General features: G+C 47.5%; 11 protein-coding genes, 1 tRNA gene and 2 rRNA genes. 8 read left to right on the top strand and 6 right to left on the bottom strand.

Annotation, left to right across the window (positions count from 1 at the left end; translation table 11 throughout):
* Positions 1 to 14 precede the first annotated feature (14 nt).
* Positions 15 to 656: a DUF2959 domain-containing protein gene (locus tag FCU94_RS00070; protein ID WP_176286551.1), complete on the top strand. Its 642-nt coding sequence runs from the start codon at positions 15 to 17 to the stop codon at positions 654 to 656.
* Positions 657 to 686: 30 nt separating this feature from the next.
* Here FCU94_RS00070 and FCU94_RS00065 read toward each other — a convergent pair whose 3' ends face one another.
* Complete coding sequence (locus FCU94_RS00065) at positions 687 to 1,229, bottom strand: AAA family ATPase (RefSeq protein ID WP_176286550.1); 543 nt, start codon at positions 1,227 to 1,229, stop codon at positions 687 to 689.
* Between the two features lie 76 nt (positions 1,230 to 1,305).
* Positions 1,306 to 3,135: a translational GTPase TypA gene (gene typA, locus FCU94_RS00060; RefSeq protein WP_176286549.1), complete on the bottom strand. Its 1,830-nt coding sequence runs from the start codon at positions 3,133 to 3,135 to the stop codon at positions 1,306 to 1,308.
* Positions 3,136 to 3,627: 492 nt separating this feature from the next.
* Here typA and glnA point away from each other — a divergent pair, with 492 nt between their 5' ends.
* The 7 genes from glnA (at position 3,628) to FCU94_RS00025 (ending at position 13,870) form a co-directional block, all read left to right on the top strand.
* A complete protein-coding gene (gene glnA, locus FCU94_RS00055) occupies positions 3,628 to 5,037 on the top strand; it encodes a glutamate--ammonia ligase (protein ID WP_176286548.1) in 1,410 nt (469 codons plus the stop codon).
* Positions 5,038 to 5,339: 302 nt separating this feature from the next.
* Positions 5,340 to 6,392: a nitrogen regulation protein NR(II) gene (glnL, locus tag FCU94_RS00050; RefSeq protein WP_176286547.1), complete on the top strand. Its 1,053-nt coding sequence runs from the start codon at positions 5,340 to 5,342 to the stop codon at positions 6,390 to 6,392.
* Between the two features lie 26 nt (positions 6,393 to 6,418).
* A complete protein-coding gene (glnG, locus tag FCU94_RS00045; protein ID WP_176286546.1) occupies positions 6,419 to 7,822 on the top strand; it encodes a nitrogen regulation protein NR(I) in 1,404 nt (467 codons plus the stop codon).
* A 144-nt stretch (positions 7,823 to 7,966) separates the two neighbouring features.
* Positions 7,967 to 10,507: a bifunctional diguanylate cyclase/phosphodiesterase gene (locus tag FCU94_RS00040; protein ID WP_176286545.1), complete on the top strand. Its 2,541-nt coding sequence runs from the start codon at positions 7,967 to 7,969 to the stop codon at positions 10,505 to 10,507.
* 98 nt (positions 10,508 to 10,605) lie between these two features.
* Positions 10,606 to 11,607, top strand: coding sequence for an adenosine deaminase (gene add, locus FCU94_RS00035; protein ID WP_176286544.1), 1,002 nt, complete (start codon positions 10,606 to 10,608; stop codon positions 11,605 to 11,607).
* Between the two features lie 291 nt (positions 11,608 to 11,898).
* Positions 11,899 to 12,573, top strand: a complete 675-nt coding sequence (locus FCU94_RS00030; RefSeq protein WP_176286543.1) for a response regulator transcription factor — start codon at positions 11,899 to 11,901, stop codon at positions 12,571 to 12,573.
* Positions 12,557 to 13,870 carry a sensor histidine kinase gene (locus FCU94_RS00025; RefSeq protein ID WP_176286542.1) on the top strand — a complete coding sequence of 438 codons (1,314 nt, stop codon included), beginning with the start codon at positions 12,557 to 12,559 and terminating at the stop codon, positions 13,868 to 13,870. Before FCU94_RS00030 ends, FCU94_RS00025 begins: the two co-directional genes overlap by 17 nt.
* A 27-nt stretch (positions 13,871 to 13,897) precedes the next feature.
* Here the strand turns inward: FCU94_RS00025 and nagE are convergent, their stop codons facing one another.
* The 4 genes from nagE to FCU94_RS00005 all read right to left on the bottom strand — a co-directional run.
* The gene (nagE, locus tag FCU94_RS00020) at positions 13,898 to 15,376 is read right to left on the bottom strand and encodes an N-acetylglucosamine-specific PTS transporter subunit IIBC (protein WP_176286541.1); all 1,479 of its coding nucleotides are present in this window, start codon (positions 15,374 to 15,376) and stop codon (positions 13,898 to 13,900) included.
* A gap of 155 nt (positions 15,377 to 15,531) precedes the next feature.
* Positions 15,532 to 15,622: transfer RNA gene (locus FCU94_RS00015), tRNA-Ser, on the bottom strand.
* A 69-nt stretch (positions 15,623 to 15,691) separates the two neighbouring features.
* Positions 15,692 to 15,807, bottom strand: a 5S ribosomal RNA gene (gene rrf / locus FCU94_RS00010).
* A 91-nt stretch (positions 15,808 to 15,898) separates the two neighbouring features.
* Positions 15,899 to 16,089, bottom strand: a 23S ribosomal RNA gene (locus tag FCU94_RS00005); the annotation flags it as partial.

Here is a 16,089-nt window from a genome sequence, read left to right as displayed (position 1 = left end):
GAAAGGATCCCATCATGCCGTACTTACTGGTGTTTGTATTGTCGATTTTTACCCTAACAGGGTGTCAATCCGCTTATTACTCTGCAATGGAGCAAGTAGGCTATCACAAACGTGACATCATGGTGGATCGCGTCGAAGACGCTAAGCAATCTCAGCAAGACGCCCAGCAAGAGTTCACCAGTGCTTTAGAAGCCCTTTCCGCACTGACCAACTTTGACGGTGGTGAGCTTGAAACGGTGTACAACCAAATCAATGACAAGTATCAAGATAGCGAAAAAGCCGCGCAAGATGTGAGTGACCGTATCGCCGCGATTGAAGATGTCTCCGACGCCCTGTTCGCTGAATGGCAAGACGAACTTGAGCTATACACCAGTAGTAAACTGCGTCGCGCCAGCGAACAAAAACTTAACGAGACCCAGCGCTCATACAAAACCATGCTGTCAGCAATGAAACGTGCTGAAGATAAGATGACGCCAGTACTCAACACGCTGCGTGATAACACGCTCTATTTGAAGCATAACCTCAACGCTAGCGCGATTGGTGCTCTACAAGGTGAGTTTACTAACCTAGAGCAAGATATTCAGTTCGCGATTACGCAAATGAATGCTGCGATTGCAGAATCCGACAAATTTTTGCACCAACTGAGCCAAAAATAATGGGATATACCTCCTCCTCGCGAGGAGGTGTTAGTTTGCCGCCTGATGGTGAAGTGCCAACGCGTTGGCAACAAACGCCACTCTTTCCGCCACGCTCGACCATGGCACCTCGACCACTTGGTACCCTAACTCAGTGTAAGTCTCGACTAGAACCTGATGTATCTCTAACGCTTCTTCAAAGCTGTGTGGCCGCACTTGATCCTGAACATAGACAGATTGCTCTGGACGGCAAAAGAACACCTTCGGATGATAGCCAGCGCTTTGTGTGACAAACCTTGACGGGATTTCACAACCCGCCACTTTCAAATAGCCCACAATGTCTGCAATCGCTCGGTCAACGAAGGCGACCGAATACTTCAGCGCTGCTCGTTTTTGCTTGCCCATTAGATCAAGGCATAAGTTGGCGAATTGAGGAAGATTAGTCCAAGGTAAGATACCGTTATCCAACTGGCTTTGCTGTTCAATCAAGGTTCGAGAGCTTTCAGCAAACGTCGCATACCCCTGCTCACCCAGTGCGTTTAGTAACGTCGTTTTCCCTGCTCCCGGACCACCGGTAATAATAATTGGCTGCATACCTTTCCTCTCTACAAACACAAAAGCCCCGAGCGGAACTCGGGGCTTTTTTATGCTATTTCGCTATCGCTGAAAATTACTTCGCCGAGCGAGACGCGCGTTTACGATCGCTTTCCGTCAGGAACTTCTTACGGATACGGATGCTTTCAGGGGTTACTTCTACTAGTTCGTCATCATCGATGAACTCGAGTGCTTGCTCAAGCGTCATCTTGATTGGCGGCGTAAGAACCTGTGCGTCATCGGTACCTGATGCACGAACGTTAGTGAGCTGCTTACCTTTCAGTGCGTTTACCGTTAGGTCGTTATCACGGCTGTGAATACCGATAACCATACCTTCGTAAACTTCCACACCATGCCCGATAAATAGGCGACCACGTTCTTGGAGGTTAAACAGCGCGTTAGTGAGCGCTTTACCCATCGCGTTCGCGATCAGTACACCGTTAACACGTTGACCAATATTACCGCCTTTATGTGGCGCGTAGCGATCAAATGTATGGTATAGAAGTCCAGAACCTGAAGTCAGTGTCATGAATTCCGTTTGGAAACCGATCAGACCACGAGATGGCATTTCGAAGTCCATACGTACACGGCCTTTGCCATCTGGAGACATGTCTTTTAGCTCACCTTTACGTAGGCCGATGTTCTCCATGATGCCGCCTTGGTGCTCTTCCATCACGTCGATAGTTACCGTTTCGAATGGTTCCAATAGCTGACCATCTTCTTCTTTGATGATTACTTCTGGACGCGATACTGCAAGCTCGAAGCCTTCACGACGCATGTTTTCGATCAGGATAGATAGGTGAAGCTCACCACGACCTGATACGCGGAATTTGTCTGGATCGTCTGTTTGCTCAACGCGAAGTGCAACGTTGTGTACCAGTTCCTTCTCTAAACGCTCAAGGATGTTACGTGAAGTCACGAACTTACCTTCTTTACCCGCGAATGGAGAGGTGTTTACTTGGAACGTCATGGTTACGGTTGGTTCATCAACAGACAGCGGTGGTAACGCTTCTACTGCGTTTTGTGCACAGATGGTGTCTGAGATTTTAAGCTCACCAAGACCTGTAATGGCGATGATGTCACCTGCGTTCGCTTGCTCAACTTCGTGACGCTCTAGGCCAAGGTAGCCCATTACCGTGCCCACTTTACCGTTACGAGTTTTACCGTCAGCACCAATAACCGTGACTTGCTGGTTCGGCTTAACAGAACCACGAGTGACACGCGCAACACCGATAACGCCTACGTAAGAGCTGTAGTCTAACTGAGACACTTGCATCTGTAGCGGACCATCTAGGTCAACTTGTGGGGCGGTGACTTCTTCAACGATCGTTTGGAATAGTGGTTCCATGTCTTCGCCAGTTTCGCCTTCTTCTAGAGAAGCCCAACCGTTCAATGCTGAAGCGTAAACCACTTTAAAGTCTAACTGTTCGTCAGTAGCACCTAAGTTATCAAATAGGTCGAAGACTTGGTCCATCACCCAGTCAGGACGCGCGCCTGGGCGGTCAATCTTGTTGATAACAACGATTGGTTTTAGGCCATGAGCAAAGGCTTTTTGCGTTACGAAGCGCGTTTGTGGCATTGGGCCATCAACTGCGTCAACGATAAGTAGTACTGAGTCAACCATCGACATGATACGTTCTACTTCACCACCGAAGTCGGCGTGTCCTGGAGTATCTACGATGTTGATGCGGTAATCATTCCAGTTGATTGCTGTGTTCTTAGCAAGAATGGTAATTCCGCGCTCTTTCTCGATATCGTTTGAGTCCATGACTCGCTCTTCAGCTTCACCGCGAGACTCTAACGTACCTGATTGCTGTAGTAGTTTATCAACCAGTGTTGTTTTACCGTGGTCAACGTGCGCGATGATCGCGATATTTCTTAATTTATCAATCTGTGGAGTAGCCATGGATTTGATTCGCTCGAATAGGCAGAAGCACGCCGATCACACACTGTTGGTGTTGTCCACGTACTTACTTGATTAAAAAAACGGCCATAATGTACCAGATTTTAGCGAAAAACCCAGAAATATGTGATCTGATTCGCCTCATATCGCGAGATATTTTTTGATTGAACGCAATAGTGCGGCGAGTGTGGGGAAATCCCGATTGACATAAAGGCCAAATCTAGGCTGAATGGAGACGCTCGTTTGTTTACTCTTGGTGCAACCATTAAATTGCACCATTAATGTGCAAACAAAGATCATTTTGGTGCAAACGCATGCACCATTTTAATACTTACCCCGCTAATTTATTGAAATTAATGGATTAATTTTTTTGGCATGGTTTTAGCTTTTATTTATATCAGCATCGATTAATAAGTTTGCAATGTAATTAATCAATGCTGGACTCAACACGAGCACCAAGCAAAACCGCTTTAACAACACTGGAGGTTATCCAAGATGTCAGTAGAAAACGTTCTATCGCTGATCCAAGAAAACGAAGTTAAGTTTGTTGACCTACGTTTTACAGATACAAAAGGTAAAGAGCAGCACGTATCGATTCCTGCTCACCAAGTTGACGCAGACTTCTTTGAAGAAGGTAAGATGTTTGATGGTTCATCAGTTGCTGGCTGGAAAGGGATCAACGAATCTGACATGGTAATGATGCCGGATGCATCATCTGCTGTTCTTGACCCATTCACAGAAGACGCAACGCTAAACGTTCGTTGTGACATCCTAGAGCCTGCAACAATGCAAGGCTACGACCGTGACCCTCGCTCTATCGCTAAACGCGCAGAAGATTACCTACGTTCAACAGGTATCGCGGATACCGTACTAGTGGGTCCAGAGCCAGAGTTCTTCCTATTTGACGATGTGAAATTCGCCACTGACATGTCTGGTTCTTTCTTCAAGATCGACGACATCGAAGCCGCTTGGAACACAGGTTCTGACATCGAAGGTGGTAACAAAGGTCACCGCCCTGGCGTTAAAGGCGGTTACTTCCCAGTCGCACCTGTTGATTCTTCACAAGATATCCGTTCTGCAATGTGTCTAATCCTAGAAGAGATGGGCCAAGTGGTAGAAGCGCATCACCACGAAGTGGCGACTGCAGGTCAGAACGAAATCGCAACTCGCTTCAACACTCTAACGGCGAAAGCGGACGAAATTCAGGTTTACAAGTACGTGGTACACAACGTTGCTCACGCATTTGGTAAAACAGCGACATTCATGCCTAAGCCCCTAGTTGGTGACAACGGCAGCGGTATGCACGTTCACCAATCTCTAGCCAAAGACGGTGTTAACCTATTTGCTGGTGACAAGTACGGCGGCCTATCTGAAATGGCGCTTCACTACATCGGTGGTATCATCAAACACGCTAAAGCGATCAACGCATTCGCTAACGCATCGACTAACTCGTACAAGCGTCTTGTCCCAGGCTTCGAAGCACCTGTTATGCTTGCTTACTCTGCACGTAACCGCAGTGCTTCTATCCGTATCCCTGTGGTACCAAGCCCTAAAGCACGTCGTATCGAGCTGCGCTTCGGTGACCCATCAGCAAACCCATACCTATGTTTCGCTGCAATGCTTATGGCTGGTCTTGACGGCATCAAGAACAAGATCCACCCAGGCGAAGCAATGGATAAAGACCTTTACGACCTTCCTGCAGAAGAAGCAGCTGAAATCCCAACAGTGGCTTACTCTCTGAAAGAAGCGCTAGAGTGTCTAGATGCAGACCGTGAGTTCCTAACGTCTGGCGGCGTGTTCTCTGACGACTTTATCGACTCTTACATCGACCTTAAGTCTCAAGACGTAGAGAAAGTCAACATGACAACTCACCCACTTGAGTTTGAACTGTACTACTCAGTGTAATCGTGCGCCGATGTAATACTAGTTGCATAACTGGTAGATAGATAATTGGGCTCGCCTCTTGTAGGCGAGCCTTTTTGTTTTTACTCAATCGAAAGAATCAATACGGCAAGCTTATTGCATTATCACAACCTATTACGGTGCATTTACTGCAAGAAGTGGCTATTTCGGTGAAACAAACAGCGTTAACGCACAGCTTAGCGAGGTTTTACCTTCAGTTATCAGCGGTGATGCGCCATACTTGAATGTCCACGCGCACCAAAATGGTGCGTTGCACAGTTCGGGGTCAAGGAAAGGGTAAAGCAGTGGATAGCAAGCTCAACGATATCATCTTAAATCATCAAGTGACCGCGATTCTGATCATGAACGAATCGCTGCAAGTACGTTACGCCAATCCATCAGCAGAACAACTGTTTTCCCAGAGCGCTAAACGTATCGTCGACCATCCCCTATCGAACCTGATTCAACACGCTTCCATGGACTTGGCATTGCTGTCTCAGCCTCTACAGAGTGGCCAGAGCATTACCGATAGCGACGTTACCTTTGTCGTCGACGGTAAGCCACTGATGTTAGAAGTTACGGTCAGCCCGATCTCGTGGAACAAAGAGCTGATGCTGTTGGTGGAGATGCGTAAAATTGGGCAACAGCGTCGCTTATCGCAAGAGCTCAACCAACACGCCCAACAACAAGCCGCAAAGCTATTAGTTCGCGGCCTGGCCCACGAAATAAAGAATCCACTCGGCGGGTTACGCGGTGCGGCGCAGCTATTGGAGCGGGCTTTGCCTGACGCAAGTTTGGGCGAGTATACCCAAATCATTATCGAACAAGCGGACCGACTACGGGCACTGGTCGATCGTTTATTAGGGCCACAAAAACCGGGCAAGAAGCAGCCCGCCAATTTACACCTCATTCTCGAAAAGATTCGCCAGTTGGTCGACTTAGAAGCCAACCAAAGCGTTGCTATTGATCGCGATTATGACCCAAGCCTGCCTGATATCATTATGGACGCGGATCAAATCGAGCAAGCACTGCTGAACATCGTCAGTAATGCTGGGCAAATTCTCAAGCAACAAACCGATGGTCAAATTACGCTTCGCACCAGAACAGTGCATCAAGCCAATATTCATGGCCAGCGCTGCAAACTCGCGGCGAGAATTGAGATCATCGATAACGGTCCGGGCATTCCAATCGACCTTCAAGACACTCTTTTTTACCCCATGGTCAGCGGCCGTGAGGGAGGAACGGGCTTAGGTCTTTCTATTGCCCAAAACCTGATTGACCAACACCAAGGCAAAATAGACGTAGAAAGCTGGCCTGGTCGCACAACATTTACTATTTATTTACCGATTCAAAGTTAGTGGCATTGCTGTAAGGAAATCAATTTATGAGTAAAGGATACGTTTGGGTCGTGGATGACGACAGCTCGATCCGCTGGGTAATGGAGAAGACCCTCTCTTCAGCGAACATCAAGTGTGAAACTTTTGCCGACGCAGAAAGCGTACTGATGGCTCTGGAGCGAGAAACACCCGATGTGCTGGTGTCCGATATCCGTATGCCTGGAATTGACGGCATTGAGCTACTCAAGCAAGTACATCAACGCTCACCAGACTTACCTGTCATTATCATGACCGCCCACTCAGACTTAGACGCCGCGGTCAATGCGTACCAAAAAGGCGCGTTTGAGTACTTGCCGAAACCGTTTGATGTGGATGAAACTTTAACGCTGGTCGAAAGAGCGATTGCCCACCGTCATGAGCAAAAACAAGAGCAAGCGTCGCTAAGTGATGACAGTTACACACCGCCAGAGATCATCGGTGAAGCGCCAGCGATGCAAGAAGTATTTCGCGCCATCGGCCGGCTGTCTCGTTCATCCATTTCCGTGTTGATCAACGGCGAATCAGGTACCGGTAAAGAGCTGGTTGCACACGCACTGCATCGGCATAGCCCGCGGGCGAGTAATCCTTTTATTGCCCTCAACATGGCCGCAATCCCTAAAGACCTCATCGAATCCGAACTGTTCGGTCATGAAAAAGGGGCTTTCACTGGCGCGAACAATGTTCGCCAGGGCCGCTTCGAGCAAGCCAATGGCGGCACACTGTTTCTGGATGAGATCGGTGACATGCCACTGGATATTCAGACGCGTCTATTGCGTGTTCTGGCCGACGGCCAATTCTATCGCGTCGGCGGACACTCCCCGATCAAAGTGGACGTACGTATTGTGGCTGCAACCCACCAAAATCTTGAAGAGTTGGTCCACAAAGGTAAGTTCCGTGAAGACTTGTTTCATCGCCTCAATGTCATTCGTATCCAAATACCCGCGTTGCGTGAGCGCAAACAAGACATTGAAAAACTGACGTTGCACTTCTTGGCCCTAGCCTCTGAAGAGCTGGGCGTCGATGTCAAAACACTCCATCCGAGCACGGTAGAAACACTGAATCGACTCAACTGGCCAGGCAATGTTCGTCAACTCGAAAACATTTGTCGCTGGTTAACCGTGATGGCTAGTGGGAGCGAGGTGCTACCCAGCGATCTTCCCAGTGAACTACTGGAGGAGAAAAGCCACAATCAGACAATGACGGGCGGCTCATGGCAGCAACAACTGTCGGGCTGGGCACGCCATGCCCTATCTCAAGGGGATACTGAGTTGCTCTCTTTTGCCTTACCCGAGTTCGAGCGAATCTTGCTTGAAGCCGCCTTAGAGCATACCAATGGTCATAAACAGGACGCAGCCAAAGTACTAGGCTGGGGTCGTAACACATTGACTAGAAAGCTAAAAGAACTTTATTGACCCACGGCAAGCGGTTAAATACAAATTTGACGACAAGGTTAAAAAATTATTAAAAATTAGGGATTAACCGCTAAAAAATATCAGCAAACTGGCTGAGTTTTATTAAGATATATAGATACCCCTCGCGTATTTATTGAAGAAGTGATGCCAGCGACGACGCAAATTACACTAAGAACAGCCGTTGTGTTGCCCTTTGTACTGATATTTATCTTTACTATCGGCATCATTGTCACGGTACAGAAAAATAACTACGAAGAGATGGTTGTCGACATCAGTGATAAGCAATTGTCCGCACTGTCCGACAACGTCAACCTCGAGCTCGGCCGCTTTCTGGAAGAACCATTTCAAGCGAGCCTAGCGCTCAGCCACTCAATTGGCTTTAACCGCTTGTACCAGCGTGGTGATACCACTGCTATTGAGCAATACCTTCTCACCTCATTTCGCAATCTATACCACACCATACCTCAACTCGACGTTATCGGCTTTGGCGGTGAAGGGGCCGAGTACGTCGGCTTTCGTAAAGAACCCAATAGTGGCTACACCTTAATGGTACAAGACCAAAGAACGGATAATCGTCTGGTGATTTATCGCGGGCAAGTGGTCAGTGAGGATGTGCGTTCAGTGATCGACGGCTACGACCCACGTATTCGCCCTTGGTACGCGCCAGTGGCTCAAGCACTTACCCCTATGTGGTCCTCTATCTATGCCAATGCCGATGAACGTCAGGAAATCACGCTCTCTGCGCTCACGCCTGTGTTTTATTCACAAAATTTTCAGGGGGTTGTTGTCACGGACATTAAGATCGACACCTTCAACACTTTTCTGCGCAACCAACAGCGTAAAACCAGCGCAACGCTCTATCTTGTCGATGATAAACAACGTCTTGTGGCCCACTCTACGTCAGGCAGCGTGGTTTCGTGGGGGACCGCATTAAGTAAAAAAGGCGATCGGTTATTGGCGATTGAAAGCGATAATCCCGTCATTAAAGCTCATGCCAAGTACAATACTGACCACAATCTTTATCAACAAAATCAAACTCAACGTTTTACGTTGACCATCAATAATGAACGTTATTTCAATCATTTAACGCCTTACATCGATAGCCACGGCTTAAAGTGGTATATCGGCGTGGCGATTTCTGAATCGAACTTGCTCGGTAACGTACCCGAAACGCAGCGCAACAGTTGGATCATTGGCGTTATTGCCAGTTTTGTTGGCATCTTGTTGGGTTTAGTCGCTTTCAACCGAGTCGTTGCGCCGATTACTTCAACTGCCGCGGCCGCAAAGCGGCTTGCAAAAGGTGATTGGGAAAGCCACATGCCGAAGCCCGGCGGTATCTATGAGACCAGTTTATTGGTCTATGCATTTAATGAAATGGCCAATAACCTTAAAGTCTCATTCAAAGCGCTGCGTTCACAACTGCTCTACGACTCCTTGACCAAGCTTTATAGCCGCGAAGGATTGATTGATACCTGCGATAAGCTGCCAATGTTAGATGGAACACTGCTCATTATCGGTATCAACAAATTCCGTGATATCAACGACAGCTTAGGTCATTACCAAGGCGATCAACTGCTGTCTATCATATCTCAACGCCTCCAAGCTCTGTTTAGCGAGCAAGACTACTTAGCACGGATTGGTGGCGATGAATTTGCCATTTACTTACCGCAGACTCAAAACCATGAAGAGTCCATCGTCATCGCAAATCGTCTCTTACAGATGTTTGCCGCTCCCTTTCCGATGGAGGGCGACAGTGTCGTGGTCAGTGTCAGCATAGGCGTTGTTGAAGAGGGACCTGCCACCAACATGACTCAATGGCTACGTAACGGCAGCATTGCCCTTAGCAACGCCAAACATGAAGTGACAAGCATCAGCTATTACCGCCCCGAAATGGCGGATGTATCGCGAAAACGAACCTTGATGCAAGCTAAAATTAAGGACGCGCTAGAGCGTGATGAGTTCATCCCATTTTATCAACCTCTTGTCGACCTAAACAGTGGTGAAATCATTGGCGCCGAGGCCCTTGCTCGCTGGCTCTCCCCAACGTCAGGATTAACGCCACCGGTCGAATTTATTCCCATTGCAGAAGAGAGTGGATTGATTGGAGCGATAGGTGAAACTATTTTGTGCCAAGCGTGTAAAGATACGGTTCAAGGTATCCAAGAGGGCAAATGGTCCCAAGACTTCCATATGCACGTTAACTTGTCGGTTAAGCAGCTCTCTCAACCAGACTTTATCGACACCTTAAAACGAATACTCGACGAGTCACAACTCAGTCCAGATAACCTCACGTTAGAGATCACCGAATCTCGCATCGTCGATAACGATCCCATCACGCTCGAGAACATGCAGGCAATTCGTAACTTAGGCGTGCATATTGCCATCGATGATTTCGGGACGGGTTATAGCTCATTAGCCTATTTACACAAGCTACCGTTTAGCTGCCTGAAAGTCGATCGCACGTTCGTCAATAAGTTATCTGCCGATAATTTAGACACCTCGATTGTCGCCGCGATCATCAATATGACCCGGAGTATGAAAGTTGACATTGTGGCAGAAGGTATTGAAACCGCCGAGCAAGCTAAAATGCTGGTACAACTCGAGTGCCCGCTTGGTCAAGGGTTCCTCTATGGTCGCCCCGTCCCTTATCAAGAATGGCCAACAAATTTGGTTAACATGAAATAAAAACCAGCATTTATGGTTGGTTTTATGTGCTTACTCTACTGACACTTCTGCTATTGATTCTTATACTTAGCACAATTGACTTAACCGGAACGACGATAATGATAACCAAGAACCTTCCACTAACAGATTTACACCGCCACCTTGATGGCAATATCCGCACACAAACGATTTTGGAGCTGGGACAAAAATTTGGTGTCGCTCTACCCGCCTACGATGTTGAGTCATTAACCCCACATGTTCAAATCGTCGAAGCAGAGCCTTCACTTGTTGCCTTCCTATCTAAGCTAGATTGGGGCGTTGCGGTTCTTGGTGATTTAGACGCTTGTCGCCGCGTCGCGTATGAGAACGTTGAAGATGCACTCAACGCTCAAATTGACTATGCCGAGTTACGTTTTTCTCCTTACTACATGGCAATGAAACACAAATTGCCTGTCGAAGGTGTTGTCGAAGCGGTGGTTGATGGCGTACAGGCGGGTGTTCGTGATTTTGGCATCAAGGCGAACCTGATTGGTATTATGAGCCGCACGTTTGGTACTGATGCTTGTCAGCAAGAGCTAGACGCCATCCTGACCCAAAAAGAGCATATCGTTGCGGTCGACTTAGCGGGCGACGAACTCGGTCAACCTGGTGACCGCTTTGTAAAACACTTCGCGCAAGTGAAAGATGCTGGTTTGAACGTCACGGTGCATGCTGGTGAAGCCGCAGGGGCGGAGAGTATGTGGCAAGCGATTCAAGAGCTAGGTGCAACCCGTATCGGTCACGGGGTCAAAGCGGTTCACGATGCGAAACTAATGGATTACCTCGTAGAGCATGGTATTGGTATCGAATCGTGCCTCACCTCAAACTTCCAGACCAGTACGGTCGACTCGTTAGCTCACCACCCGCTGAAACAGTTCTTAGATCACGGCGTGCTGGCATGTCTCAATACCGACGACCCAGCTGTCGAAGGCATTGAACTTCCATACGAATATGAGGTGGCAGCGCCGCAAGCGGGTCTGACGCAAGATCAAATTCGTCAAGCTCAGATCAACGGTCTTGAGATAGCCTTCCTTTCCGAGCAGGAGAAACAAGCCCTGCGCGAGATGGCAGCAAAACGTTAAATTACGCTCAATCAACACCCAGTTAAAACCGACACCTAGTGTCGGTTTTTTGTTGCTTACAACAACCGGTAACCCAGCTAACATTAACTATGTTTAATCTTTCCTAAAGGTTCTATCAACCCTCGGTATTCAATAATAAAAACGATAAACATAACAACAGTATCCACACGATTGAACAATTAAGTTCCCCCTAAAATCGTCTTGGCTCGCATTAGTCACGCGAGCCAACCTTTTCTCAATTTTTAGTCTCTGTTTTTGGTTACACTACGATGGTTCTTTTTGGAGGTAGCCGTGAAAATACTCGTAATCGAAGATGACACCACAACGCGCGAATTTATCGCTAAAGGCCTACAAGAGCATGGCTATAACGTAGATCAAGCTGAAGACGGTAAAAAAGGGCTAATGATGGCACTGAGCAGCGAGTATCAGCTCATCATCTTAGATCGAATGCTCCCTTACCTTGATGGCATAAAGGTTCTGTCGGCTGTTAGAGCGACCGAGACCGATGTGCCTGTGCTGATTTTGAGCGCGATGGACAGTGTGGAAGACCGTGTCGATGGGTTAAAAGCAGGCGGTGATGACTATTTGATCAAACCCTTTGCGCTCGCCGAGCTACTTGCACGTGTCGATATCATTATTCGAAGAAGCACTCGAACCACCTCCCAGCCAACACTGATTGAATACGATTGCTTAAGCATCAATTTGAAAGCTCATAAGTGCCTATGTAATGGCCAAGAGCTTTTGCTTCAACCAAAAGAGTTTCAGTTAATACAGTACTTTATTGAGCATTGCGAACAAGTGGTTTCTCGGATGCGATTGTTTGAGAGCATCTGGAGCTACCACTTTGATCCAAAAACCAATGTTATCGACGTACATATAGCCAACCTTCGCCGAAAACTCGAAGAGGCAGACTGCCACGATCTCCTCCACACGGTAAGAGGGGCAGGGTATGTCCTTCGTCGATAACTACGTATTAACACGGTCTTCGGTTTTTCGAATCTTAGTTGGGCTATTTTTACTGGTTTCGGTGGCGAATATCGCTGCTATCCATCAAATCTACGACTATTCTGAGCAGTTTCATCGCCAACAGCTAACGCGCCAGCTCAACGATGAGTTACTGGAATTCGGATACGCCGCGCTACAAAGCCAAGAAGATATACAACGACTATTAGAGACCAAACAATCATCGACGGCTCCCTTCGTTTATCGCATTATTGAGAACCCAATCCCCACACGCAACCTGCAGGTTTACCCTGTGAGTCAATTGCCCACGGGCACAGCGCGCGTGAACTTAAGTGAACGCTACCAACTGGAAGTTGGCTTTGATGACAAGATACTCGAAGAACATCGCCAACAACTGATTCCGATTGTATTTTCCGGCATCATCCTCCCCGTGGCTATCATGCTTATCGCCGCGTTACTGTTCACTGTGCTTATTTTGAAACGCTTGGAGAAGGCCAACAAAGCAATGAACCGAGTGCTTTGTGGAGAGCGTGAAGTGCGCTTAGATGTTTCTCGTCGTGATGATGAATTCGATATTTTGGCCATCCATCTCAACTATATGATCACTCAAGTTCGCCAAAATGAGTCGTCATTAAAGTCACTCACCACCGGGCTTGCACACGACATGCGAACGCCGATCGCTCGCCTAAAACTAAGGCTTGAAGAGATTCTGTCGCAAACCGAGCTCAATTCACATCAATACCACCAGTTCTCTGCCTGTCACGAAGAGCTCGAACTGCTGCTTTCTTTGTTTAACAGCATGTTAGAAATTGCACGATTGAACAGCGGTCAACAGTCTATCGCCACAGACAGCGTTGATCTCGGCCAGGTTGCCAACGATGCCTTAGAATTTATCAGCCCAATAGCAGAGCAAAAACAACAGCGACTGGTCTTTCGCCAGGATCACCCTTGTATTATTGTCGGAGACCGCTCTTTGCTTTTTCGCGCTCTGTTCAACCTCATTGAAAATGCCGTCAAATATACGCCAAATGAAGGCGAAATCAGCGTAGTGATTGATCATTTCGGCGCAGTGGTCGCCGACAATGGCGTTGGAATATCTGATCAAGATAAGCTGCTTGTGTGTAACCCAATGTATCGTGCAGATGAGAGTCGAACTGAAATTGGTAATGGTCTAGGGCTATCGCTCGTCGATGCTGTAGTAAGCCAACATAATGCCAAGCTAGTGTTTAGAGATAATAATCCAGGGCTTAGAGCACGAATCTACTTCAAACCGACAAATAAAAAAGGCCAAACCGAGTAGGCTTGGCCTTTTTATTTGTTTAAGAGATTAACTCGGGACCGTTACCTGAGAGAGATCTTGAGAGTCTGGGATATTCTTCATCGCATGCGCAATTGATTCGGCCTCTGTGCCAATAATTACCTGAAGGTTGTTCTCACCCATCTTGACCACCCCCATTGCACCAATGGCTTTCAACATCGCCTCATCAGCAATGTTGACATCTTTCATCGTCAGTCTTAAACGAGTAATGCACGAGTCGATGGAAGTTAAGTTAGCATGACCACCTAATGCTTTTAGGTACTGAGCGGCAACTTCGTCAGTCGAGCCTTGAACCACGTCTTCCGAATCCACATCTTCACGGCCCGGCGTTTTTAAGTCGAACTTAATGATAGCGAAACGGAACACTGCATAGTAAACAGTAGCGAAACCTAACCCCTGAATAATCAACATATAAGGCTTCATTGCAAGAGGAAGGTTGAACGACAATACGAAATCAATCAAACCACCACTGAAAGTAAAGCCCGCAATCCACTGCATGCTCGCCGCAATGTAAAGTGATGCTGCGGTTAGAATCGCATGAATGACGTAAAGCACAGGTGCGACAAACATGAAGGCAAACTCAATAGGCTCTGTCACCCCAGTGAGAATGGCCGTAAGAGCGGATGCTCCTAAAATGCCGCCCACTTTTTTCTTGTTCTCTGGTTTTGCACAGTGGTACATCGCCAAACACGCGGCTGGTAGGCCGCAGCCCATAACAGGGAAGAAGCCACCTTGATAAATACCTGTGACACCGAGCTCACCAGTACCAGACCAGAATTTCGAAATATCGCTAATGCCTACTAGGTCAAAAATGAACACTTGGTTTAACGCATGGTGAAGACCAACAGGGATCAGTAGGCGGTTGAAGAAACCATATAGGCCCGCGCCTGTTGCACCCATCTCAGAAATGGAGATACCAAAGTTCACCAATGAGCCATATACCGCTGGCCATACATAAACCATGATTAAGCTAATGAAGATCGCCGAAAGTGAGGTAATAATAGGAATGAATCGTCGGCCACCAAAGAACCCGAGTGCCGCTGGAAGCTTGATATTGTAGAAACGGTTATAGAGCGTCGCCGCTACTATCCCCATCATGATCCCCGTAAACGCACTCACCGCCGCTTTGGATGCGATAAGCTCAGAGCTACTCATTTGCTCGACAGGAACCCCTGTGATTTGAGAAATAACTGCAATATTTCCCACGATCATTTCGATGATTAGCAAGCCTAAAAGCCCAGACAGTGCCGCTGCGCCGTTATTATCTTTAGCCAAACCGTAAGCAACACCTACCGCGAATAACCATGCTTGGTTATCCATGATGCCTTTACCACCATAAACAAGTATTGTTGCCAACGTACTGTTAGCACCCCAACCCGCAGGGTCGATGGCGTAGCCCAAGCCGAGCATTAAACCGCCAGCTGGCAATACGGCAATTGGCACCATCAGCGCCTTACCGACTTTTTGTAAATACCCTAATATATTCACCTTGTGTCCCCTATATCGTTATCAGTTTATTCGAGACAAGGTTACTAAAGCTGGGATTAAGAGGTCGTTTTGCTTAGATTAAGATTAGTTAATGTTGCAGAAGCATTTTCTACAGACGAAAAAAAACCGCTAAGTAATTAGCGGTTTTTTTAAAGTGGCGGAGAGATAGGGATTTGAACCCTAGATACGCTATTAACGTATGCCGGTTTTCAAGACCGGTGCTTTCAACCACTCAGCCATCTCTCCACAAATTGTCATCGTCAGATTAGTACACTGATGATGTGATTACACGTATTACGGGTAACAATATTTAAAGCCTGGCGATGTCCTACTCTCACATGGGGAAGCCCCACACTACCATCGGCGCTAATTCGTTTCACTTCTGAGTTCGGCATGGAATCAGGTGGGTCCAAATCGCTATGGTCGCCAAGCAAATTCTTTAATTCGGAAAGCTGTTATTGTGTTCTCTACACATTCAAATCTGTTCTTGCTTTGAGTCCATCAAAACCCTTTGGGTGTTGTATGGTTAAGCCTCACGGGCAATTAGTACAGGTTAGCTCAACGCCTCACAACGCTTACACACCCTGCCTATCAACGTTCTAGTCTCGAACAACCCTTTAGGACCCTCAAGGGGTCAGGGAAGACTCATCTCAGGGCTCGCTTCGCGCTTAGATGCTTTCAGCGCTTATCGATTCCGAACTTAGCTACCGGGC

This window comes from Vibrio sp. JPW-9-11-11, assembly GCF_013369335.1.
Taxonomy (GTDB): Bacteria; Pseudomonadota; Gammaproteobacteria; order Enterobacterales; family Vibrionaceae; genus Vibrio.
This window is presented reverse-complemented; position numbering and strand designations above follow the sequence as displayed.